This is a genomic window from Kosakonia sp. R1.Fl, from assembly GCF_023516815.1.
In the GTDB taxonomy this organism is placed as follows: Bacteria; Pseudomonadota; Gammaproteobacteria; order Enterobacterales; family Enterobacteriaceae; genus Kosakonia.
Map to the genome: position 1 here is coordinate 1,544,918 of NZ_JAMGSQ010000001.1, position 23,405 is coordinate 1,568,322.

At 54.5% G+C, this 23,405-nt stretch carries 20 protein-coding genes and 1 riboswitch; of the genes, 14 read left to right on the forward strand and 6 right to left on the reverse strand.

Going from position 1 to position 23,405, the window contains the following annotated elements:
- Nucleotides 1-6: 6 nt before the first annotated feature.
- Nucleotides 7-831 carry a glyoxylate bypass operon transcriptional repressor IclR gene (gene iclR, locus M8Q36_RS07320; RefSeq protein WP_020456083.1) on the reverse strand — a complete coding sequence of 275 codons (825 nt, stop codon included), beginning with the start codon at nt 829-831 and terminating at the stop codon, nt 7-9.
- A gap of 123 nt (nt 832-954) precedes the next feature.
- On the reverse strand, nt 955-1,617 hold the full coding sequence (locus tag M8Q36_RS07325) for a hypothetical protein (RefSeq protein ID WP_249880453.1): 663 nt from the start codon (nt 1,615-1,617) through the stop codon (nt 955-957).
- 243 nt (nt 1,618-1,860) lie between these two features.
- Between M8Q36_RS07325 and metH the strand changes: the two genes are divergently transcribed.
- The 5 genes from metH (at nt 1,861) to rluF (ending at nt 9,840) form a co-directional block, all read left to right on the forward strand.
- A complete protein-coding gene (gene metH / locus M8Q36_RS07330) occupies nt 1,861-5,547 on the forward strand; it encodes a methionine synthase (RefSeq protein WP_249880454.1) in 3,687 nt (1,228 codons plus the stop codon).
- 229 nt (nt 5,548-5,776) lie between these two features.
- Nucleotides 5,777-6,586: a DUF8093 domain-containing protein gene (locus M8Q36_RS07335; protein WP_240528424.1), complete on the forward strand. Its 810-nt coding sequence runs from the start codon at nt 5,777-5,779 to the stop codon at nt 6,584-6,586.
- Entirely contained in the window at nt 6,570-7,037 is a 468-nt protein-coding gene (locus M8Q36_RS07340; RefSeq protein ID WP_249880455.1) for a hypothetical protein, read from the forward strand. The genes M8Q36_RS07335 and M8Q36_RS07340 overlap by 17 nt, the downstream gene beginning before the upstream one ends.
- Before the next feature lie 171 nt (nt 7,038-7,208).
- On the forward strand, nt 7,209-8,840 hold the full coding sequence (locus M8Q36_RS07345) for a Na/Pi cotransporter family protein (protein ID WP_020456088.1): 1,632 nt from the start codon (nt 7,209-7,211) through the stop codon (nt 8,838-8,840).
- A 136-nt stretch (nt 8,841-8,976) separates the two neighbouring features.
- Nucleotides 8,977-9,840, forward strand: a complete 864-nt coding sequence (rluF, locus tag M8Q36_RS07350) for a 23S rRNA pseudouridine(2604) synthase RluF (protein ID WP_249880456.1) — start codon at nt 8,977-8,979, stop codon at nt 9,838-9,840.
- Here the strand turns inward: rluF and M8Q36_RS07355 are convergent, their stop codons facing one another.
- Nucleotides 9,841-10,113 carry a YjbD family protein gene (locus M8Q36_RS07355; protein WP_017459411.1) on the reverse strand — a complete coding sequence of 91 codons (273 nt, stop codon included), beginning with the start codon at nt 10,111-10,113 and terminating at the stop codon, nt 9,841-9,843. It lies immediately after the preceding gene.
- Between the two features lie 248 nt (nt 10,114-10,361).
- Here M8Q36_RS07355 and M8Q36_RS07360 point away from each other — a divergent pair, with 248 nt between their 5' ends.
- The gene (locus M8Q36_RS07360) at nt 10,362-10,673 is read left to right on the forward strand and encodes a type II toxin-antitoxin system HigB family toxin (protein ID WP_249880457.1); all 312 of its coding nucleotides are present in this window, start codon (nt 10,362-10,364) and stop codon (nt 10,671-10,673) included.
- The gene (locus M8Q36_RS07365; RefSeq protein WP_249880458.1) at nt 10,670-11,104 is read left to right on the forward strand and encodes a helix-turn-helix domain-containing protein; all 435 of its coding nucleotides are present in this window, start codon (nt 10,670-10,672) and stop codon (nt 11,102-11,104) included. The genes M8Q36_RS07360 and M8Q36_RS07365 overlap by 4 nt, the downstream gene beginning before the upstream one ends.
- Before the next feature lie 36 nt (nt 11,105-11,140).
- On the opposite strand, the gene panS is transcribed toward M8Q36_RS07365, so the two are convergent.
- On the reverse strand, nt 11,141-12,082 hold the full coding sequence (gene panS, locus M8Q36_RS07370) for a ketopantoate/pantoate/pantothenate transporter PanS (RefSeq protein ID WP_249880459.1): 942 nt from the start codon (nt 12,080-12,082) through the stop codon (nt 11,141-11,143).
- Between the two features lie 253 nt (nt 12,083-12,335).
- Complete coding sequence (gene rtcR, locus M8Q36_RS07375) at nt 12,336-13,922, reverse strand: RNA repair transcriptional activator RtcR (RefSeq protein ID WP_249880460.1); 1,587 nt, start codon at nt 13,920-13,922, stop codon at nt 12,336-12,338.
- A gap of 469 nt (nt 13,923-14,391) precedes the next feature.
- Between rtcR and M8Q36_RS07380 the strand changes: the two genes are divergently transcribed.
- Genes M8Q36_RS07380 through M8Q36_RS07390 form a run of 3 tightly spaced genes read left to right on the forward strand, consistent with a single transcriptional unit; the run spans nt 14,392 to nt 17,550 of the window.
- Complete coding sequence (locus M8Q36_RS07380; RefSeq protein ID WP_249880461.1) at nt 14,392-15,534, forward strand: slipin family protein; 1,143 nt, start codon at nt 14,392-14,394, stop codon at nt 15,532-15,534.
- On the forward strand, nt 15,524-16,750 hold the full coding sequence (locus M8Q36_RS07385; protein ID WP_249882730.1) for an RtcB family protein: 1,227 nt from the start codon (nt 15,524-15,526) through the stop codon (nt 16,748-16,750). Before M8Q36_RS07380 ends, M8Q36_RS07385 begins: the two co-directional genes overlap by 11 nt.
- A gap of 14 nt (nt 16,751-16,764) precedes the next feature.
- Nucleotides 16,765-17,550, forward strand: a complete 786-nt coding sequence (locus tag M8Q36_RS07390; RefSeq protein WP_249880462.1) for a nucleotidyltransferase domain-containing protein — start codon at nt 16,765-16,767, stop codon at nt 17,548-17,550.
- Between the two features lie 56 nt (nt 17,551-17,606).
- On the opposite strand, the gene lysC is transcribed toward M8Q36_RS07390, so the two are convergent.
- Nucleotides 17,607-18,956, reverse strand: coding sequence for a lysine-sensitive aspartokinase 3 (gene lysC, locus M8Q36_RS07395; protein ID WP_017459419.1), 1,350 nt, complete (start codon nt 18,954-18,956; stop codon nt 17,607-17,609).
- A 91-nt stretch (nt 18,957-19,047) separates the two neighbouring features.
- Nucleotides 19,048-19,273: riboswitch (Lysine riboswitch) on the reverse strand.
- A gap of 362 nt (nt 19,274-19,635) precedes the next feature.
- Here lysC and pgi point away from each other — a divergent pair.
- The 4 genes from pgi (at nt 19,636) to M8Q36_RS07415 (ending at nt 23,404) form a co-directional block, all read left to right on the forward strand.
- The gene (gene pgi / locus M8Q36_RS07400) at nt 19,636-21,285 is read left to right on the forward strand and encodes a glucose-6-phosphate isomerase (protein WP_249880463.1); all 1,650 of its coding nucleotides are present in this window, start codon (nt 19,636-19,638) and stop codon (nt 21,283-21,285) included.
- Between the two features lie 439 nt (nt 21,286-21,724).
- A complete protein-coding gene (yjbE, locus tag M8Q36_RS07405) occupies nt 21,725-21,967 on the forward strand; it encodes an exopolysaccharide production protein YjbE (protein WP_007372406.1) in 243 nt (80 codons plus the stop codon).
- A 64-nt stretch (nt 21,968-22,031) separates the two neighbouring features.
- Nucleotides 22,032-22,667, forward strand: a complete 636-nt coding sequence (locus M8Q36_RS07410) for a YjbF family lipoprotein (RefSeq protein WP_249880464.1) — start codon at nt 22,032-22,034, stop codon at nt 22,665-22,667.
- Nucleotides 22,667-23,404: a capsule biosynthesis GfcC family protein gene (locus M8Q36_RS07415; protein ID WP_249880465.1), complete on the forward strand. Its 738-nt coding sequence runs from the start codon at nt 22,667-22,669 to the stop codon at nt 23,402-23,404. The genes M8Q36_RS07410 and M8Q36_RS07415 overlap by 1 nt, the downstream gene beginning before the upstream one ends.
- The last annotated feature ends 1 nt before the right edge of the window (nt 23,405 follow it).

The following is a 23,405-nucleotide window of genomic DNA, read 5'->3' on the forward strand; positions in this document are numbered from 1 at the left end:
TGGAAGTTAACGCATTCCCCCGTAAGCCAGTGTCACTTCTTTCGCGCCACGGATCACCATCGCGCCCAGTTCTGTCACGCGGTCATCGGTGATGCGTGAGATAGGCCCGGAGATGGAAATCGCGGCGAAGGGTTCGCCGTGTTCGTCAAAAATGCACGCCGCTACGCAGCGCAGCCCCAGCGCGTGCTCTTCGTCGTCAAAGGAGTAGCCGCGTTTACGCGTCTGGGCGAGATCTTCTTTCAGGTGTACCGGTGATACCAACGTGGCATGGGTGTACGCATGCAACCCCTGGCGGTGCAGCAAGCTGCCAACCTGCTCATCGCTCAGACGCGACAAAAACGCTTTTCCCGCGCCGGAAGCATGCATCGGTAACTTGCCGCCAATCGGCGCGGACATGCGCATTAACTGCGTACACTGCACCTGATCGATAATAATGGCCTGATGGTCGCTCTTATCCAGCACCGCGAGATTCACGGTTTCGCCGGACTCTTCCATTAAGTTGCGCAGGATTGGGTGAACAATCGCCATCAGGTTGCGGCTTTGCAGGAAACTGCTGCCGACGATAAACGCATGTGCGCCTACCGACCAGTGGCCCAGCTCGCCCACCTGGCGAACGAATCCTAGCTGTTGCATGGTGGTGAGTAAGCGATGGGTGGTCGAGTTGGGCAAACCGGCCTGTTGCGCCAGTTCGGTAAGGGCGACGCTGCCATGAGACTCGGCAATCCATTCCAGCAGTTTCAGGCCGCGGGTCAATGACTGGACTTGCCCGCCCGCCGGAGCGGCCGGGGCTGTAGCTTTTCTGCCTCGTTTAGCGGGAACGGAAGTGGCCATGACTGGCTCCTTTTTCTGTATCGTGGAAATCATTTTCGTTTTGATTGAGTATAACGCAACTCCCTGGCAGACTGATCGGATGAGTTCGCGCAAAACAGAACGAAAATGCCGGACACAGATTCTTTATTGGCGCACGTGTTTCGCCAACTGCGTATGTTGAGCACACAGCGCAATGGTTCGTCTTACCTGGCTCAGTGGATGCTCCGCAAACATCTCATCATATTGACGATCGTCGCTCGGCAGGCAACGCAGCTCACTTTCCCGCAATTTGGCGAAGAGCGCGTCGGCAGAGTCGAGAAGTTCGGGTTCGTCGTTAACGGGCGGTATGTTGCCCTGCTTAAGTTGTAAATCCATTACCACCGCTTCGCGAAAGCCGGTGTTCCCTTTTTCTACCGCTTCAGCATTGATCTGGAAAAGGCCTTGTTTTACAGGGAGCCAGACAATCGCGACAAAATACATCCCGAGTGAACCCGGTGTGGGATCGCGATATTTAAACGTGCCCTGCAACGCCGCCATTCCCTGAATATCGAGCGCCGTTAGCTCCAGTAATGCGCCGCCAATCTTTGCAGTTTCTTGCTGCCAATACTGTGTGGCGGCGGCAATATCATGCAATGCAAAAGGCCACTGCACAGGGGCGTGGAGCTGAAGGCGCACCGCGCTTTGTTCCGGAGTGGACCATGCCATGCTGGTGTCACCGCTCTCATGCAATTGCCACCCGGCAATGTTGAGTTGCAGGTCGGTGAGGCGAGGTTTCTTATGGCCAAAAAGAGACGTCAAAAACGACATAATAGGTTCCGTAAGTAGGTGTGCCTGTAAGAGGGCAGAAGATTTCAGCATACATCGGCAATCTGGCCTGAAAACTTGAACCGTCATCGCACTGAAAAGGTTATGGGTTGGTGCAGCCATCAGGCTTACGGGCGTTACGTGAGCATCTCTCATGTTCACCCCGCGTCGCTTTTCCGCTCTGCCACTTTATGCCAGTATGTCCTGCTGGCCTTTTGGCCTGGTTGAGCATTGTCGGGAGCACGTGTGAGCAGCAAAGTTGAGCAACTGAAGCAGCAGTTAAGCAAAAGAATTCTGGTTCTGGATGGGGGCATGGGCACCATGATCCAGAGCTATCGTTTGAGTGAGCAGGATTTTCGCGGCGAGCGTTTCGCCGACTGGCCCTGCGATCTTAAAGGCAACAACGACTTGCTGGTGCTCAGCAAGCCGGAGGTGATAAGCGCGATCCATGATGCCTACTTTGCGGCGGGCGCGGATATCATCGAAACCAACACCTTTAACTCAACGACAATCGCCATGGCGGATTACCAGATGGAATCCCTGTCGGCGGAAATCAACTTCGCTGCTGCCAAACTGGCGCGTGCCAGCGCCGACAAATGGACGGCGCAAACGCCGGATAAACCGCGTTATGTCGCGGGTGTGCTCGGCCCGACTAACCGCACTGCCTCAATCTCACCGGACGTTAACGACCCGGCGTTTCGCAATATCACTTTCGATCAGCTGGTCACCGCTTATCGCGAATCCACCAAAGCGCTGGTGGAAGGGGGATCGGATCTGATCCTGATCGAAACCGTGTTCGATACGCTTAACGCCAAAGCGGCGATCTTTGCAGTAAAAGCGGAGTTTGACGCGCTGGGCATTGAGCTGCCGATCATGATTTCCGGCACCATTACCGACGCCTCCGGGCGTACGCTCTCCGGCCAGACCACCGAAGCGTTTTACAACTCTCTGCGCCACGCCGATGCGCTCACCTTCGGCCTGAACTGCGCGCTGGGGCCGGATGAACTGCGCCAGTATGTGCAGGAACTTTCCCGTATCGCCGAATGCTATGTCACCGCGCACCCGAACGCCGGCCTGCCCAACGCCTTTGGTGAATATGATCTCGATGCCGACACCATGGCGGTGCAAATCGGCGAGTGGGCGCAAGCCGGTTTTCTGAACATTGTCGGCGGCTGCTGCGGTACCACACCAGAGCATATCGCCGCCATGAGCCGCGTGGTCGAAGGCGTGCCGCCGCGTCAGCTACCGGAGGTGCCGGTTGCTTGCCGTCTTGCGGGTCTGGAGCCGCTCAACATTGGCGACGATAGCCTGTTTGTAAACGTTGGCGAACGTACCAACGTCACCGGTTCCGCCAAATTTAAACGCCTGATCAAAGAAGAGAAATATGCCGAAGCGCTGGACGTGGCCCGCCAGCAGGTTGAAAGCGGCGCGCAGATCATCGACATCAACATGGATGAAGGGATGCTCGATGCCGAAGCGGCGATGGTGCGTTTCCTCAACCTGATTGCCGGTGAGCCGGACATTGCCCGTGTACCCATCATGATCGACTCCTCGAAATGGGAGGTGATCGAAAAAGGGCTGAAATGTATCCAGGGTAAGGGCATCGTTAACTCGATTTCGATGAAAGAGGGTGTTGAGCCATTTATTCACCACGCGAAGCTGGTGCGTCGTTATGGCGCCGCCGTGGTGGTAATGGCCTTTGACGAAATCGGTCAGGCGGATACGCGCGCGCGGAAAATCGAAATTTGCCGTCGCGCCTATAAAATTCTGACCGAAGAGGTGGGTTTCCCACCGGAAGACATTATCTTCGATCCGAATATCTTCGCCGTGGCAACGGGTATTGAAGAGCACAACAACTACGCGCAGGACTTTATCGGCGCGTGTGAAGATATCAAACGCGAACTGCCGCATGCGCTGATTTCCGGCGGTGTCTCCAACGTTTCGTTCTCGTTTCGCGGCAACGACCCGGTGCGTGAAGCGATCCATGCCGTGTTCCTGTATTACGCCATTCGTAACGGCATGGATATGGGCATCGTCAACGCCGGGCAACTGGCGATTTACGATGATTTGCCTGCCGAGCTGCGTGACGGCGTTGAGGATGTGATCCTTAACCGCCGCGATGATGCGACCGAGCGCATGCTGGATCTGGCGGAAAAATACCGCGGCAGCAAAGCCGCCGATGAAGGGGCGAACGCGCAGCAGGCGGAGTGGCGCAGTTGGGATGTGAAAAAACGTCTCGAATATTCGCTGGTAAAAGGTATCACCGAATTTATCGAATTCGATACCGAAGAAGCGCGTCAGCAGGCCGCTCGCCCGATCGAGGTGATCGAAGGGCCGTTGATGGACGGCATGAACGTGGTGGGCGATCTGTTCGGCGAGGGTAAAATGTTCCTGCCGCAGGTGGTGAAATCTGCCCGCGTGATGAAACAAGCCGTGGCGTATCTGGAACCGTATATCGAAGCCAGCAAAGAGAAGGGCAGCAGCAACGGCAAAATGGTGATCGCCACTGTGAAAGGCGATGTCCACGACATCGGCAAAAATATCGTGGGCGTCGTGCTGCAATGCAACAACTACGAAATTATCGATCTCGGCGTGATGGTGCCCGCCGATAAAATCCTGAAAACCGCCCGCGAAGAGAAGGCTGATCTGATTGGTCTTTCCGGATTGATTACGCCGTCGCTCGACGAAATGGTCAACGTGGCAAAAGAGATGGAACGCCAGGGGTTCACCATCCCGCTGCTGATTGGCGGTGCGACCACATCGAAAGCGCACACGGCGGTGAAAATCGAACAGAACTACAGTGGGCCGACGGTGTATGTGCAAAACGCCTCGCGTACCGTAGGTGTGGTGTCTGCTCTGCTTTCGGATACGCAGCACGATGAGTTTGTTGCCCGTACCCGCAAAGAGTATGAAACCGTACGTATCCAGCATGCGCGGAAAAAACCGCGTACGCCGCCAGTCACGTTGCAGGCCGCACGGGAGAACGATCTCGCGTTTGACTGGGAAAGTTATACTCCGCCGGTCGCGCATCGCCTGGGCGTGCAGGAAGTTACTGCCAGCATCGAGACGCTGCGCAATTACATCGACTGGACACCCTTCTTTATGACCTGGTCGCTGGCCGGGAAATATCCGCGCATCCTTGAAGATGAGGTGGTGGGGGAAGAGGCGAAACGTCTGTTTGCCGATGCCAACGAGATGCTCGATAAATTGAGCGCGGAAAAGCTGCTCAACCCGCGCGGCGTGGTCGGGCTCTTCCCGGCTAACCGCGTTGGCGACGATGTCGAAATCTACCGCGACGAAACCCGCACGCAAGTGCTGACAGTGGGTTGCCATCTGCGCCAGCAAACGGAAAAAGTCGGTTTCGCCAACTACTGCCTGGCGGATTTTGTCGCCCCTAAACAGAGCGGCAAAGCGGACTACATTGGCGCATTCGCAGTGACGGGCGGTCTTGAAGAGGACGCGTTAGCACAAGCGTATGACGCCGCGCACGATGATTACAATAAAATCATGGTGAAAGCGGTGGCCGATCGCCTGGCGGAAGCCTTTGCAGAATACCTGCATGAGCGGGTGCGCAAAGTCTACTGGGGCTACGCGCCGAATGAAAACCTCAGCAACGATGAGTTGATCCGTGAAAATTATCAGGGCATTCGCCCGGCACCGGGCTATCCGGCTTGTCCGGAGCACACGGAAAAAGGCACCATCTGGCAGTTGCTGGACGTTGAAAAACATACCGGGATGAAACTGACCGAATCCTACGCGATGTGGCCAGGGGCATCGGTTTCCGGCTGGTATTTCAGCCACCCGGACAGTAAATATTTCGCGGTAGCGCAAATTCAGCGTGACCAGGTGGAAGATTACGCGCGGCGGAAAGGCATGTCGGTGGCGGAAATTGAGCGCTGGCTGGCGTCTAATTTAGGTTACGACGCGGATTAATCACAACAGGGCATTTTTTTAAATGCCCTGGTTTTTCACCATTTCATTTTCGCGAAACTATCGTGAAGCAAACATAATACAGATTGAAACTAAGAACATTCTTAAAAATGGATATTTTCTTAGACCCTTCTTCCCCTTCATGCGTATGATGGAGGCGGACTACACGGCAAGATTGCTTCCTCTTTTGCGGTTCATTTAATTGTCATAAATTTAACTTAGGTATTATGAAATGGATATTTATGATATAAGAAAAAGAAATCTTTTGCCGAAGGATTACGAGAATATCCTGGCGCCAGATATCGCGAAAAATATTATTAAAAAGGAATATTTCATCGAGAATAGCCCGAATAATATTCTGGGCAGTATCGATGGTTATACGATTAAGCGGCATCACGGTTTTAAATATGGCTTACCGCACGATCCACTTGGTCATCAAAAAGAAAAACATATTGATAGCCTGGTGGATAAAGGCGTGGTGGTGGTCGTGCGCCCGAACGTCAGCACGCGTAACCGCTTCTATTACCCGTTCTTTATCGCGGAAAACGCCGAACTGTTTTGCGTACAAGACTTGTCGTTTAACGCGGTGTTTATCAGAACCATTTTGAACGGGTTTAAAGACAGTGTGGCAATGCATGGTCGACCCGCCCCGACCCGAAGTACCTTTGTACCGGTGACCCCTGAGTTTGGCCCAGGTTACTGGAAAACCAGCGAAACAGACTTCCACGGCGTCAAAAATGCCGCGGTAATGATGCTCAACCGGGCGACCAGTATGGGTGATCAAGGGCGCGTATTTGGCTCCGACGGTAAAGATTATATGAACACTTCGCGAGACAAAATTCAGCTATGGACACCAATACCGGAGAGCGTCTCGTCGGATACCCGAGAAATCCTCTATAATCGCTCGGTGATCCGGCGTTATGGTGAAAAGCGTACCGTTTATCAGAAATACCTTGAGGGTGATGATGCCTGGACGCAATCGGGGAAATCATGGCAATGGATTCCAGGCGTAAGGGATGAGGATTATGAATTTAAGAAATAAGATTTTTGCTTTTTGGGGTATTATGGACGTGCTGGCGCTGGCCAGTTATTTATTTTTTTCGCTGCAAGGCGGTAACGTTCCTTTTTATTCCGACATTAGCGGCTTTTATACCAATTATTCACAGCTAGATGTGAATGGATTGATGGGCGTAATTATACAGGCGATGTTCTTTATTAATATCGCATTGATTATCTCGCTGGTTTTTTCTGCCTGGTCTTTTTTCATTAAAAAAGACATCCATTCTATTTTCTTTATTGTGCAGGAAATAGCCCGCGTGCTGTCGCTAAAATGCTCAGTGGCGTTGATTCCACTGTTTATGCATTTCGCTGATTTTACCGCTGCGTGGGGGGCGATTTTGCTGTTTGTCCTTTCGGAAGTGCTCAAAATTGCTTCGGTTGTGTGGGCTAAACGCCAGGGCAACCCGCAAACGGCGCCTGCCGTTTCCCGCTAACCGATAAACCCTCGCTTCTGTCACAAAACCGTCATTTTTGTTTACAACTCTCGGGGTGCTTAACCGGCACCCTGCGCTTTTCTTCGCATTGACGCCTTATACTTACTTCATAATGTTGACGTTACCTTCCTGGTAACGAGCAACGCATAACGATAAGGAGAACCTGATTCTGTGCTGACTTTGCTTCATCTGCTTTCTGCCGTGGCTCTGCTGGTGTGGGGCACACATATTGTACGTACCGGTGTGATGCGCGTTTTTGGCGCCCGTTTGCGTACCGTTCTTAGCCGTAGCGTCGAAAGGAAACCGCTCGCCTTCTGCGCGGGTATCGGCGTTACTGCGCTGGTGCAGAGCAGTAACGCCACCACCATGCTGGTGACCTCGTTTGTCGCCCAGGATTTAGTGGCGCTCACCCCGGCGCTGGTGATTGTGCTGGGCGCAGATGTAGGGACAGCACTGATGGCGCGCATTCTGACGTTCGATCTCTCCTGGTTATCACCGCTGTTGATTTTTCTTGGTGTCATTTTCTTCCTCGGGCGTAAACAGACGCGCGAAGGCCAGCTTGGGCGCGTCAGCATCGGCCTTGGGTTGATTCTTCTGGCGCTGGAGCTGATTGTGCAGGCGGTTACGCCGATCACCCAGGCCAATGGCGTGCAGGTGATTTTCGCCTCGCTGACCGGCGACATTATGCTCGATGCACTGATTGGCGCGGTGTTCGCCATTATCAGTTACTCCAGCCTGGCGGCGGTACTGCTAACGGCGACGCTGGTGACAGCGGGGATTATCTCTTTCCCGGTGGCGCTATGTCTGGTGATTGGTGCCAACCTCGGCTCCGGCCTGCTGGCGATGCTCAATAACAGCGCCGCTAACGCTGCCGCCCGTCGCGTGGCGCTTGGCAGTTTGCTGTTCAAGCTGGTGGGTAGCCTGATTATCCTGCCGTTTGTGCATGTGCTTGCCACGTCAATGCAGAAACTTCCCTTGCCGGAAGCGGAACTGGTTATCTATTTCCATGTGTTCTACAACCTGATCCGCTGCCTGGCGATGGTGCCGTTCGCCGGGCCAATGGCGCAGTTTTGTAAGCGGATCATTCGTGAAGAGCCAGAACTGGATACGCGCCTGAAGCCAAAGCACCTCGACAGTTCTGCACTTGATACGCCAACGCTGGCGCTGGCCAATGCCGCGCGGGAAACCTTGCGCATGGGCGATGCGATGGAGCTGATGCTCGAAGGGTTGCATAAAATCATGCACGGTCAGCCTCGTCAGGAGAAGGAGCTTCGCAAGCAAGCCGATGACATCAACGTGCTGTACACCGCTATTAAGCTCTATCTGGCGCGGATGCCGAAAGAGGAGCTGGCAGAAGAGGAGTCGAAACGCTGGGCGGAGATTATCGAGATGTCGCTGAACCTTGAGCAGGCCTCCGATATTGTCGAGCGCATGGGCAGCGAAATCGCCGACAAATCGCTGGCGGCGCGGCGCGCTTTCTCTGTTGAAGGCTTGCAGGAACTCGATGCGCTGCATGAACGGCTGGTGGGAAATCTGAAGCTGGCGATGTCGGTATTTTTCTCCAGTGACGTGACCAGCGCCCGGCGTTTACGTCGCAGCAAGCACCGTTTTCGCATTATGAACCGCCGTTATTCGCATGCGCACGTTGACCGCCTGCATCAACAAAATGTGCAAAGTATCGAAACCAGCTCGCTGCACCTCGGTTTGCTGGGCGACATGAAACGTCTTAACTCCCTGTTCTGCTCGGTAGCCTACAGCGTGCTGGAGCAGCCGGATGAAGACGACGAGCGCGATGATGCTTGACCCGTACCGTGCCTGCGGGCACGGTAACTAAACCCCCACTTTTACTGCGTAACTGCACAAATTCGATTTGGTGTGGTGAAAATCCGGTTTTATCTCCCGGCGAAGCCAGTTATATTCCGCTTTTACAGGAGAATTTATGCTGCCAACCCAATCAACACGTTTAAACAAATACATCAGCGAAAGCGGGATTTGCTCACGCCGCGAGGCTGACCGTTACATTGAGCAAGGCAACGTCTTTATCAACGGCAAGCGCGCCGGGATTGGCGATCAGGTGGTTGCCGGAGACGTTGTGAAAGTGAATGGTCAACTTATCGAGCCGAGAAACGACGAAGATCTGGTGTTTATCGCGTTGAATAAACCCGTTGGTATTGTCAGTACCACCGAAGATGGTGAAAAAGACAATATTGTTGATTTTGTTAATCACAGCAGCCGTATTTTTCCTATCGGCCGTCTGGACAAAGATTCGCAGGGGCTGATTTTTCTCACTAATCATGGCGATTTAGTGAACAAAATCCTGCGAGCCGGCAACGATCATGAGAAAGAGTATCTGGTGACCGTCAATAAGCCCGTCACTGACGAATTCGTGCAGGGGATGAGCGCGGGCGTGCCGATCCTCGGCACCAAAACCAAGAAGTGCAAAGTAAAAAGGGAAGCGCCATTTACCTTCCGCATTACGCTGGTTCAGGGGCTGAACCGCCAAATCCGCCGCATGTGCGAATACTTTGGTTATGAAGTCACCAAACTTGAACGCACGCGTATTATGAACGTCAGTCTCACTGGCTTGCCGCCAGGGGAGTGGCGTGACCTGACCGACGACGAGCTGATTGGGCTGTTTAAGCTGATTGAGAACTCATCGTCAGAAGCGAAGCCGAAAGCAAAAGCGAAACCGCAAGCGGCGAAAAAGCCCGCAGTAAAAGTGGCGAAGCCCGAAGAGAAAAGCCGGGCGAAACCGGCGGGAAAACGCTTTACCCAGCCGGGCAGGAAAAAGAAAGGACGCTAGTTAGCGCTTGCCACGCGTTGAGGTGTTTGCCGACCAGGAAAACGTGGCGTTCTCATCCGGTTTATAAGCCTGCTGTTTCTTCATCTGGCGGGCTTTTTTCGCTGCCGCTTCGCGCTGCGCCATCAGTTTATCGATGTACTCCTTCTTCACATGATTAGCTTCAGCGTTGCTGAGCGGGCGTCCGTGCGCGATACGGGCGCGATCCAGCAGCGTTTTCAGCTCTCGCTGTTCACTCTCCGTCATCTCTTTTTGCGTCAGTCTGGTCAGGGCCATAAAGCGTTCTCCTTGGGAAGTGCATCGAGTCTACGCGATGTAAAGGGGCATGTCTGCGTGGTGATGCATAAACCCCGGAAGGCGCTTCGCAGATTTGTTTTTGAGCGGATGACTTTCCTGTACTGCCCTGTAGGGTGACGCACTTACGATAAGAGGTTTAAGTCGGTAAAAAACGACGAATGTTTCCATCTTGTCAACGCCATCAACAGCAGTTATGATGTTTCCATAATGGAACGTGTGAGGGAGCGATGCATGTTATATCAAGGAGGCCGTTCGATAACGCGGCTAAAGATTTTCCAAACCACACGCTTGCGCTGGACGCGGTTTACAAAATCCTGAAAAGCACCGTTTACCAGAATCCAGACGCGTTGCGAGAAGAGTTCCCAAGCCTGGACAAGATGAAATACAGGGATAAATGGTGGGTTATCAATGTCGGTGGCAACCATTTGAGGGTGCTGTTTTTCGCAGACTTTGAATCAGCAAAAATATTTGTCAAACATATCGTGACCCATGCCGAATATGACAAATTGATAAGACATTATCGGGAGACCAAAGAATGATTGAGGATGCGATCAAGGCTGCTGACGAGCTGGTGAAACTGGTACCTTTTTTGGGAAATAACCCCGGCAAAGAGGAGTATGAGCACGCGCTGGAGATGGTTGAACGGTTGCTCATGCATGCACCGGATAGCTCACTGGCTGCGCTGCTTACCGCAAAAATAGAGCACTATGAAAATAACGACCCGGAGCTGGCGGCGTTTAACGCGCGTATTGCGGCATTGCCACGCGGCGTTGCCGCTTTACGGGTTTTGATGGATCAGCACGGATTAAATCAGTCTTCGTTTCGGGATGAAATCGGCCAGCGCTCCCTGGTAAGCCGCATTCTTAATGGCGAGCGCAATCTGACCGTTGACCATATCCGAGCGCTGGCGAAACGCTTTAATGTGTCGACCGACGTGTTTATTGAGCCAGCCCATCACATCGCGGGGTGAGTGAAATGGCTGTGGCGGCAGCCATTTCTTGTAAAGTTAACCCTCTTTCACCGCTTGCGTTTTACGCCCGTCGACCGGTTTGCCCGACCAGTAGCCCGCCAGCAGCGAACCGGAAAGGTTGTGCCACACGGAGAACAGTGCGCCAGGCAGCGCGGCGAGCGGCGAGAAGTAGATTTTACCCAACGCCGCAGCAAGGCCGGAGTTCTGCATACCCACTTCAATCGCCAGCGTGCGGCAAGTGGATTCATCAAAGCCGAACAGTCTACCACCCCAGTAACCGCCGAGCAGGCCAATGCTGTTATGCAGGATCACCGCGACAATCACCACCAGGCCAACAGAGGCGATATAGTTCGCGGAACCGGCGACCACGGCGCTAATGATTGCCAGAATGCAGACCATGGAAAACGCGGGCAGATATAGTTCCAGCGCGTTAACCACGCGCGGGAACAGGTGGTGCACAACCAGCCCCAACGCAATCGGGATCACCACAATTTGCAGGATGCTTAACAGCATGCCCATCACATCGACCTGAATATGCGCGTCGACATACAGACGCGTCAGCAGCGGCGTGGCGATAACGCCCACCAGCGTAGAAACCGAAGAGATGGTGACCGACAGCGCGACATCACCTTTTGCCAGATAAATCATCACGTTTGATGCCGTTCCGCTGGCGACGCTACCGACCAGTACCATCCCGGCGGAGAGAGCCGGCGGCATCTTAAAAATCAGCGCCAGTAGCCATGCCGCCAGCGGCATCACCAGGTAGTGCAGGAAAATACCGGCGGCAACCGGAGCCGGGCGCGACAGGACGCGTTTGAAGTCATCAATTTTTAAGTGCACGCCCATGCCAAACATAATCAGCATCAGCAGCGTGGTGACCCACGGACCAATGGCGATAAACGTTGGCGGGAAATAATAGGCGAATACCGAGAGCAGCAGCGCCCATAACGGGAACAGCCGCGTGAAAGTTGCGAGCATGTGGGGATTCCTTGCGATTGTTGTGTTGTGTTTTTATTACCCTTCACTCTTCAGGCTACAGGTGCGCTGGCGAAGCTAGTAGCGTCAGTGATTTTTGCGCCGGTAACCCGGCAGCCTCACCGGATGAGCGCTGTTCGCAATTGGGCCTGCAACCCGAATGATTGAGGGTATTTAAGGAGGGGATCGAGCCCGACCATTGGTATTGTTTATCGCGCTAAGGAATATTATTCAAACAAATTATGATGAAGATCTTTTATGTTGCGCCGCGTACGCTTTCCCAGCTCAGCCCGAAGCGGGCCAGGTATTTGCGCAGGCGATCCGCATCATTCGGGTTGGCCTTTTTCTGCCGGGAAATGGCGAACAATTCACGCCCTGCTTCTGAAAGCGTCTGGCTGCGCCGACAGACGGCAATCACCGTTTCTAACTGGCGTTGATCGAACAGATCCAGCTTGCTGATATCCACCGGCAGGTCAGGCAATGCTGCTTCCCCACGCCAATGATGCGCTAAACGCTGCACCTCCTCTTCGACTAACGCGTCGTTAATCCGCCCCTGTTCCGCCAGCGTTGCCATTCGCGCGATTGACGTGCTCAGTTCGCGAAAGTTGCCGCGCCACGCCGCGTGGGGAGAACAGGCGAAGGCCAGATAGCGCTCGCGTGCGCCCTTATCAAAGCGGATTTGCGTCTGCTGCTGCTGTGAAAAACGCTGGAGTTCATACTCAATGTTCGGGGCGATATCTTCCCGCCGCTCCGCCAGACCCGGCAGCGCGAACGTCCACATATTGATACGTGCAAAGAGATCTTCCCTGAAACGTCCTTCCGCCACCCACTGCTGCATATTCCGGTGCGTGCCCGCAATCAGTTGAAAATCACTGTGCACTTCTTTATCGGATCCAAAGGGGAAAAAAGTCTTCTCTTCAATCGCTTTCAGCAGCATCGCCTGCTCATCCAGCCCCAGCTCGGCAATCTCATCGAGGAACAGCACGCCGCCATCGGCTTCGCGCAGCAGTCCGGTGCGCGCCTGTTGTGCGCCGGTAAATGCGCCTTTCACATGGCCGAATAGCGTCGACATGGCATTATCACCGCGCAGCGTGGCGCAGTTCACCGCCACCAGACGCCCCTGCACCAGATGTCGGGACTGGCGTAACTGAAAGATGCGTTTTGCCAGAAACGATTTTCCCGCACCGGTTGGCCCGGTCAGCAGAATGGGCGCAGTCGAGCGCAGCGATACGCGTTCGATTTGCTCGATAAAGCGGTTAAAGGTGGCATTACGCGTATCAATGCCGGATTTCAGAAACGACACTGACTGCTGCTGTTCGCGCTGAAAACGGCTGGTCAGCGTGGCGTAACGGCTTAAATCCAGATCGATAACCGAACAGACGCCGGCAGCTATTGCTTCGTCAGCAGCGCCTTTCGGCGCCGGGCCGGTCTGCAACAGGCTGGCGGGCAGATAACGGGCTTCGGTCAGCAGGAACCAGCAGATCTGCGCGACGTGCGTCCCGGTGGTGATATGCACCAGGTACTCTTCATTTTCCGTATCGAACGGGTAACGGGTAGCGAAATCGAGAAACGCGGCATACACCTCTTCAAAATCCCACGGATCTTTAATCATCACCGCATGTTTGCGTACCTCGGTATGTGGCGAGACGAGGGCAATGTCCTCCGCCGTCTGTTGCGCCAGCCATTCATCGCGTGGCTGGTGCAGCAGTTCAAGCCTGTCGACAGCGAAATCCGGCTGCTGGCATAAGCCCACGGTGGGTCGCCATTTGCGAAAGCGGTTTTGCCGTTTGCCACGTTTATCCAGCACCGTTCCCAGTACACCAATTACCACCCGACGCTTCATGCTTATCCCAAAAGATAAAAAAAGATATTTAAAGATAAAAAATAATCATCGCTGCCGCAATGCCATTAAACCATTTGAAAAATAAAAACATTATTTTTCAAATGGATAAAAAATTTATTTGCTTATTTCTGATTCTGGCACGCTTCTGGCAATAACTATTACGTCAGCACGCTGAGGTAGCAGGGGTTATGCACCCCGCCGGCGCACCAGGAACGGCACAAGACGTTTTCCGGGGGCGTTCCGTCAGTGGAAAGACATTTGCGAAAAGTCGGTTCTTTTTCGGGTTCGAATCCCGGATTCGCCACCTTATCTATGGAGATAAACAGGCAGTACCCCGGTAGTCGGGCTATTGACGATTACCCCCAACGACCGCCGGTAACGGTGCCGGGCGGCAGGCAAAACGGTGTTTCCCCTGCGGTTTCGCCCCTGCATTCGCGGTCGTTAAGGCTAACAATTTAAGGAGAAAGTCATGACCAATAAAATCACAATACGTAAAGGTCAATTAGGTTTACTGGCAAAAGAGGGTGACTACTTTCAGGTTCTGGAAACCGGTGAGCACCGCCTGCCGTGGTTCAACAAACCCGACGTGCTGGTGGTGAATACTGATGGCAGCGAAGTGGCTGCCGGTTTGGCGGAGTATTTGCGCCGCTTCCAGCCGCAGTGGGTGGAGCGTTACTGCCTGGTGGCCGATATGGCAGATAACGAGGCCGGTGCGCTTTATCTCAACGGCATGCTGCTGGAGATCCTGCCGCCTTCAACGCGCCGTCTTTACTGGCAAGCGGATGACGCGCTGAAACTGGTACGCATCGATACCCGCGATGTACAGGTCCCCACGGATATCCTTAACGCCGTGGCGCAACCCAAACGCAGCGTGGCGGTAAAAGGTCGCGACGCGATCCTGGCGGTGCAGGTTCCGGCCTGGCACGCGGGCGTTTTAAAAGTCGATGGCGTGACGCAGGCGCTGTTACCGGCGGGATTAAGCGGCTACTGGAAAGTAAATCATCTGGTGGAAGCCGAAGTGGTGGACTTACGCTTGCAAGTGCTGGAAGTGAGCGGCCAGGAGATCCTGACCAAAGATAAAGTCACCTTGCGGCTGAATCTGGCGGCGAACTGGCGTTACACCGATGTGTTAAGCGCCTTTGCCCAACTGAGCAAACCGCTGGATCACCTCTACCGCGAATTGCAGTTTGCCCTGCGTGAAGCTGTGGGCACGCGCACGCTGGATGAGCTGCTGGAAGATAAGCAGGTAATCGATGAGTTAGTGAGCGTGCAGGTGGCAAATCGCATGGCGGCATTTGGTATTGAAGTGGCGTCGCTCGGGGTGAAAGACATCATCCTGCCCGGTGAGATGAAAACGATCCTGTCGCGCTTAGTGGAAGCGGAGAAATCGGCACAGGCCAATGTTATCCGCCGTCGTGAAGAGACCGCAGCGACCCGTTCGTTGCTGAACACGGCAAAAGTGATGGAGAGCAACCCGGTGGCGTTGCGGCTTAAAGAGTTAGAAACGCTGGAGCGTGTGGCGGAGCGCATCGATAAGATCTCGGTCTTCGGTGGCTTAGACCAGGTATTACACGGCCTTGTTAACATCAAAGGAAGCCATGATGCAGCATAACGACTATCAACTGCTGGCGCAGGAGAACAGCGCGCCGGTGAAAATGTGGACCCACGGCGTGCCGGTCGAACCCGAAGCGCGTGAGCAGTTGCTGAACACAGCAAAAATGCCGTTTATCTTCAAACACCTGGCCGTGATGCCGGATGTCCATCTGGGGAAAGGTTCAACCATCGGCAGCGTGATCCCAACCAAAGGGGCGGTTATCCCGGCGGCGGTTGGCGTGGATATCGGCTGCGGCATGATTGCCGTGCGCACCTCGCTGCTGGCGGCGGATCTGCCGGATAACCTCGGCGGATTGCGCAGCGCCATTGAGCAGGCAGTACCGCACGGACGTTCGGTGAACCGATCGAAACGTGATAAAGGCGCGTGGGAAAACCCGCCGCAAGAGGTGGATAGCCACTGGGCGTTGCTTGCGCCGCGTTTTAAGCGCCTGACAGATAAATACCCGCGCTTGTTGCAAACCAACAACCATCAACATTTGGGAACGTTGGGAACCGGTAACCACTTTATCGAAGTGTGTCTGGATGAGCAGCAGCGCGTGTGGGTGATGTTGCACAGCGGCTCGCGCGGCGTGGGTAACGCCATCGGTAACGTGTTTATCACGCTCGCGCAGCAGGATATGCAGCAGCATATCGCCAATTTGCCGGACCGAAACCTGGCCTACTTCCGGGAAGGCAGCAAGCACTACGACGACTATCTGGAAGCGGTCGAGTGGGCGCAGGATTTCGCACGCCATAACCGTGAAGTGATGATGTTGCGCGTACTGGCGGCGCTGTCGCGCATTGTGACCAAACCGTTTATCACCCGGCAGGAAGCGGTGAATTGCCACCATAACTATGTGCAAAAAGAGACGCACTTTGGTGAAGAGGTGCTGGTGACGCGTAAAGGCGCGGTTTCTGCGCAAAAAGGGCAGATGGGGATTATTCCCGGCTCGATGGGCGCGAAAAGTTTTATCGTGCGTGGGCTGGGAAATGAAGAGAGCTTCTGCTCATGCAGCCACGGAGCAGGACGCACCATGAGCCGTACAGCGGCCAAAAAACGCTTCACCGTGGAAGATCAAATTCGCGCCACTGCGCATGTAGAGTGCCGTAAAGACAGCGAGGTGATCGATGAGATCCCGATGGCTTACAAAGATATCGACGCGGTGATGGCCGCGCAGGACTCGCTGGTGGAAGTGGTGCATACCCTGCGGCAGGTGGTGTGTGTGAAAGGATAAGAAGGAGAGTAATCATGGAATCTTTAGGCGTTGATGTCGCCATGCGTGGGCGCGTGCGGCAGGTGTTACACGATGTAGAACACACCTACGGCGTGAAAGTGCTCTACGCCTGCGAATCCGGTAGCCGCGGCTGGGGTTTCGCTTCGACGGACAGCGATTACGATGTGCGCTTTCTGTATGTGCATCAACCGGACTGGTATCTGCGCGTCGAGCCGCAGCGTGATGTGATAGAACTGCCGATAGACGATGAGCTGGACGTTTGCGGGTGGGAGTGGCGCAAAGCGCTGGGGTTGCTGAAAAGCGCTAACCCGGCCTTAATCGAATGGCTAGATTCCCCGATCGTTTACCAGCAGGATGACGCCACGCTCGCCGCGTTGCGCGTGCAGGTGCCGCACTGGTTTTCGCCAGTCAGAGCGCGCTGGCACTACTATTCGATGGCGAAAAAGAACTTTCGCGGCTATTTGCAGGGTGAACAGGTACGGCTGAAAAAGTACTTTTACGTGCTGCGTCCGCTGCTGGCGGTGCGCTGGATAGAAGCGGGTAAAGGCATGCCGCCAATGCGTTTCGCTTCGTTGCTGGCAGGCAGCGATCTTGACGCGCCATTACGGGCGGAAATTGATGAGCTGCTGGCGTTAAAACAGCGGGCCGGCGAAGCGCAATACGGTGCGCAACGTCCGCTGCTGCATGCGTTTATCGGCGATGAGCTGGCGCGCGGCGAAATCGCAGATGCGCTGCCGGAAAGCCGCAGCGGCAAAGTCAGCGATCTCGACGCGTTGCTGTACCAGACGGTGATGGCATAAGAAAAAAGCCCGGTGATTCGCCGGGCTTTTTGCTCTCATCCGCAAACGGGGAGGAATTACTCAAACAAGTTATGATGCAGTTTTTGCACCACTTGCTCGGCCTCTTTTCCGGGTACAAGGAAGCAGAGGTTATGGCTGGATGCGCCATAGCAAATCATGCGGATGTTAAATGGATCCAGCACGCCAAACACCTCTTTACCCACGCCGCAGGCTTTCGACAAATCGTTGCCGATAATCGCCACCAGCGCTAAATCTTCTTCCACTTCCACCCGACACAGAGAAGAAAGCTCGGTCAGCAGCGCCTGGGTTAATAATGTGTCGCCGGTCGACGTTGAACCGGTGGTGTCCAGCGTCAGCGCCACGCTCACTTCTGAGGTGGTTATCAGATCAACCGAGATATTGTGACGCGCCAGGATGCCAAACACTTCGGCAAGAAAACCGCGTGAGTGCAGCATATTCAGGCTGTGCAGCGTGAGCAGGGTCTGCTTGCGGCGCAGCGCCAGTGCGCGGAACAGCGGCGGGTTGCTGGTGTTGTTGCACACCAGCGTGCCACCGGCTTTCGGATCTCTGCTGGAGCCGACAAAAACCGGAATGTCGCTGCGTACTGCGGGCAACAGTGTGGCGGGGTGCAGCACTTTCGCGCCGAAAGTCGCCATTTCTGCCGCTTCTTCAAAGGCGATCTCATCAATGCGTTTCGCGGCGGGCACCACGCGCGGGTCGGTGGTGTAAATGCCCGGGACATCGGTCCAGATATCCACGCGTGAGGCATGCAGCGCTTCGCCCAGCAGTGCGGCGGTATAATCGCTGCCGCCGCGGCCAAGTGTGGTGGTACGGCCTTTGGCTTCGCTACCGATAAAGCCCTGGGTGATCACTAATCCTTCATTCAGACGCGGCGCGAGTTGCTGCCCGGCAAGTTCCGCCAGTGCGGCAACATCCGGTTCAGCGCGGCCAAAACGGTCGCTGGTGCGCATCACTTTGCGTACATCAAACCACTGTGCCTGTACGCTGCGTTCGCGCAGCACTTCCACAAACAGCAATGTCGACATCAGCTCGCCATGACTGACCAGTTCGTCGGTCAGCGCGGTGGATGTCGCCAGCGAAGCGGCTTCGGCAAGCGTGGTGATATTTTCCAGCAGGCGCTCGATCTCTTCGCGGATCACCGCCGGGTTCGCCAGGCGTTCCAGAATATCGAACTGAATTTTGCGGATAGCGTCGAGCTTGACGAAACGCTCGCTGGCTTCCAGCCCTTCGGCCAGCGCGACCAGCAGATTGGTTACCCCTGCGGAAGCGGAAAGCACTACCAGACGGACGCTGGTGTCAGAAAGCACCACGTCCGCACTGCGGTTCATGGCATCAAAATCGGCAACGCTGGTGCCGCCAAATTTGGCGACAACGAAACTAGTCATAACAACCTCGTGTCAGGGGATTCTCTATTCAGCCATGGCACAAGGGAAGAGCGAAAAACGGGGTGGGCGCAGAGCGATAAACAGCTACGATTTCCCCAGAAGTGCTCCACCTTGTCTGCCCGCTTTGCCTAACGTCTGCGGACATGAAACGTTCGACTGCGAACGCTTCTGGTGACAACCCAGGGGATTCAGCCCCTGTAGCCGATAACGCACGCTGCCAGGCGTTTTGTTATCTCGGCGTTACTCCCCCTCAGGTGTTTTCATCAGCCTGGCGCTTCGAACACCGTGTGCCTGGGTAACGCGCCTCTTCTGGCAATGTTTACCTTCGCCTTTCACGCCGCAGCGGTGTTGGCTGCCTTCACTTACCCCGGTCACTTACTTGTGTAAGCTCCCGGGGATGCGCTAACGCGAAAAGCTCTGGTTATGCAAACCCGCGCATGCGCGGGTAGTGCGTTTATAAATAAAGGGTTAGCGGGCATGCTGTCAACGCCGGGATTATGCGGATTTTTCATGCTGCATTGGTCGTCAGTAAAATGACTTATGTTGTGCTCAAATTCGGCGATTTTTGGTCGTTATTCGCCCGCGTGTACGGCGAGCCGGCACAAAAACCATCACAATTTTCCCCGGCAGGCGCTACAATCGACGGCAGTCACAATTCTCAAATCAGAAGAGTATTGCTATGAAAAACATCAATCCAACGCAGACATCTGCCTGGCAGGCATTACAGAAACACTACGCTGACATGAAGGACGTCACTATCGCGGATCTGTTCGCGAAAGAGGGCGACCGCTTTAGCAAATTCTCCGCAACCTTCGGCGACCTGATGCTGGTGGATTTCTCCAAAAACCGCATCACGCAAGAGACGCTGGACAAACTGCTGGCACTGGCCAAAGAGACCGATCTGGCGGGTGCGATCAAATCCATGTTTTCTGGCGAAAAAATCAACCGTACCGAAGATCGCGCCGTGCTGCATGTCGCGCTGCGTAACCGTAGCAATACGCCGATTGTGGTGGATGGCAAAGATGTAATGCCGGAAGTCAACGCGGTGCTGGAGAAGATGAAAGCCTTCTCTGAAGCGATCATTTCAGGTAGCTGGAAAGGTTACACCGGTAAACCGATCACCGACGTGGTGAACATCGGTATCGGCGGTTCCGACCTCGGCCCGTTCATGGTGACCGAAGCGCTGCGTCCGTACAAAAACCACCTGAACATGCATTTCGTCTCCAACGTCGATGGTACACACATCGCCGAAGTGCTGAAAAAAGTGAACCCGGAAACCACGCTGTTCCTGGTAGCCTCTAAAACCTTTACCACCCAGGAAACCATGACCAACGCCCACAGCGCGCGCGACTGGTTCCTGAAAACCGCCGGTGACAACAAACATGTGGCGAAACACTTCGCGGCGCTCTCCACCAACGCGAAAGCGGTGGGTGAGTTCGGCATCGACACCGCGAACATGTTTGAATTCTGGGACTGGGTTGGTGGCCGCTACTCTCTGTGGTCGGCGATTGGCCTGTCTATCATCCTCTCCGTCGGTTACGACAACTTTGTTGAGCTGCTCTCCGGCGCGCACGCGATGGACAAGCACTTCTCCACCACTGAGCTTGATAAAAACCTGCCGGTGCTGCTGGCGCTGATTGGTATCTGGTACAACAACTTCTTCGGCGCTGAAACCGAAGCGATTCTGCCGTACGACCAGTACATGCACCGTTTTGCCGCTTACTTCCAGCAGGGCAATATGGAGTCCAATGGTAAATACGTTGACCGTAACGGCAACGCGGTGGATTACCAGACTGGCCCGATCATCTGGGGTGAGCCGGGCACCAACGGTCAGCACGCGTTCTATCAGCTGATTCACCAGGGCACCAAAATGGTTCCGTGTGATTTCATCGCGCCGGCTATCACCCATAACGCGCTTTCCGATCACCACCAGAAACTGCTGTCGAACTTCTTTGCGCAGACCGAAGCGCTGGCGTTCGGTAAATCCCGCGAGGTGGTCGAGCAGGAATATCGCGATCAGGGTAAAGATCCGGCAACGCTTAACCACGTTGTGCCGTTCAAAGTGTTTGAAGGCAACCGCCCGACTAACTCTATTCTGCTGCGCGAAATCACCCCGTTTAGCCTGGGCGCGCTGATTGCGCTGTACGAGCACAAAATCTTCACCCAGGGCGCAATCCTGAATATCTTCACTTTCGATCAGTGGGGCGTGGAGCTGGGTAAACAGCTGGCGAACCGCATTCTGCCGGAACTGGGCGATGACAAATCCATTACCAGCCACGACAGCTCAACCAATGGTCTGATTAACCGCTACAAATCCTGGCGCGGTTAAGCCACATAAGCGTCGCTTCGGCGGCGCTTTTTTTACCGATTATATTTATTCCTGCAAGGTTATATTGCGCGAGGATTTCGCCCGATATATATAAGCAATTCCGATATCGATATTTTAAAGCTAAATTACGGGGATTATTCCTGGTTCGCTGTTTCTATATCTATCATCAGGTTTATCTGAAAAACGCGACAGGCGGATAAGCGGCGACTATAAATTTTAGGACTAGCCTTATTGTGTCAATATTTTGTCATTATTTAATCGTTTGAAAGATATGCTATTTTTGATTTTTGCCTTCTCTTTCTAAATGCCTGATACCAATTTTCCGAAAACGTTCCCCGCTATTTCCCGATGCGTAAACCCTCTGCTGTAGTTGTGTATACTCGATATCGCCTGAATTCTTTCAGGTAAATCTCCATTCATTCAATGAAGGGAAATTGATATGAAAAAAGTCCTGTATGGCATTTTTGCCATATCCGCGCTTGCGGCGACTTCTGCTTTTGCTGCACCGGTGCAAATCGGTGAAGCGGCAGGGTCGGCAGCGACCTCTGTTTCTGCGGGTAGCTCCGCAGCAACGAGCGTTAGCACCGTAGGGTCTGCGGTGGGTGTCGCGCTGGCGGCAACCGGTGGCGGTGATGGCTCCAACACGGGAACCACGACCACCACGACCACAAGTACCCAGTAATAGCGGGTACATTAACTATAACCACACTTCGGTGTGGTTATTCCGCCCCTTTCGGAGAAGAGTCGTGAAGCGACCTGGTATCATCTTGATTTGCCTGCTCCTTCAGGCATGTTCAGGCCCCATCAAAGGCCTCGGGAATTCACTCTGGAACAGCGTATTTGGCACGCCGGGCGTGCAGCTCACGGATGAAGAAATCCTCAATATGCCGTACGCCAGCCAGTACATGCAGCTCAACAACGGCCCACAACTTTTTGTGGTGCTCGCTTTCGCCGAAAACGGGCAGCAGAAATGGGTAACGCAGGATCAGTCCACCATCGTCACGCAAAACTATCGCATCGTGAAAACGCATCTGCCTGGCGACAACCTGCTGGATGTTAATAACCTGGCGGCAGATCCGCTGGCTAAACCGAACCAGATTGTCGATGGCGCGAGCTGGACACGCTTAATGGGCTGGACGGAACACAAGCAGGTGCGCTACGCCACCGCCCGTTCTGTCTTCCGCTGGAATGGCACCGACACGGTGAAACTGGCGAGCGACGTCACCGCAGTACGCATCCTCGATGAAGAGGTGACGACCGACCAGAAACGCTGGCGCAACCGCTATTGGGTGGATGAACAAGGGGTTATCCGGCAATCCGAGCAGTACCTTGGCGCGGACTGGTTCCCGGTGAAAACCACCCTGATTAAGGCGGCGAAATAATGAAAAAACGCGCTCTTCTTCCGCTGTTAGCCAGCCTCGCTTCCCCGCTGGCGTTCGCTGTCGGCACTGTTGATGTCTATACCGAGGGCGATAGCAAGCCGAAAACCTTAACCAACGCCGAACACCTGGTCGATTTGGTCGGGCAGCCCCGTCTGGCGAATAGCTGGTGGCCTGGTGCTGTGGTCAGCGAACGTCAGGCGACGGTTGCCGAACAGGCTCGCCATCAGGCACTTCTTGCGCGGCTTAGCGCACTTGCCGCCGATGAGAGCGGCAACAGCGCCGCGGCGATCAACGCGCTGCGCAAGCAGTTGCAGGCGATGAAGGTCACCGGTCGACAAATCGTTGAGCTGGATCCGGATTACCTGCGTACCCACCGCCTCGCCAACCGGCCATTAGAAGGGCAATACACCTTATGGGTTGGTTCGCAGCCGACCACCATCACCATGGTTGGGCTTATCAGCAGCCCGGGCAAAAAAGTGTTCACGCCGGGACGCGATGTGGTGAGCTACCTGGATGAGATGAGCCTGCTGAGCGGCGCGGAACGCAGCTATGCCTGGGTGATTTACCCCAACGGCAAAACGCAAAAGGTACCGGTTGGCTACTGGAACCGACGCCACGTGGAGCCGATGCCCGGCAGCGTGATTTTTGTCGGTTTCGCACCGGGTTTGTGGAGCAACGAGTATGACGAGCTGAATGCCGACATTCTTCAGACCCTGACGCATCGGATACCGGAATAAT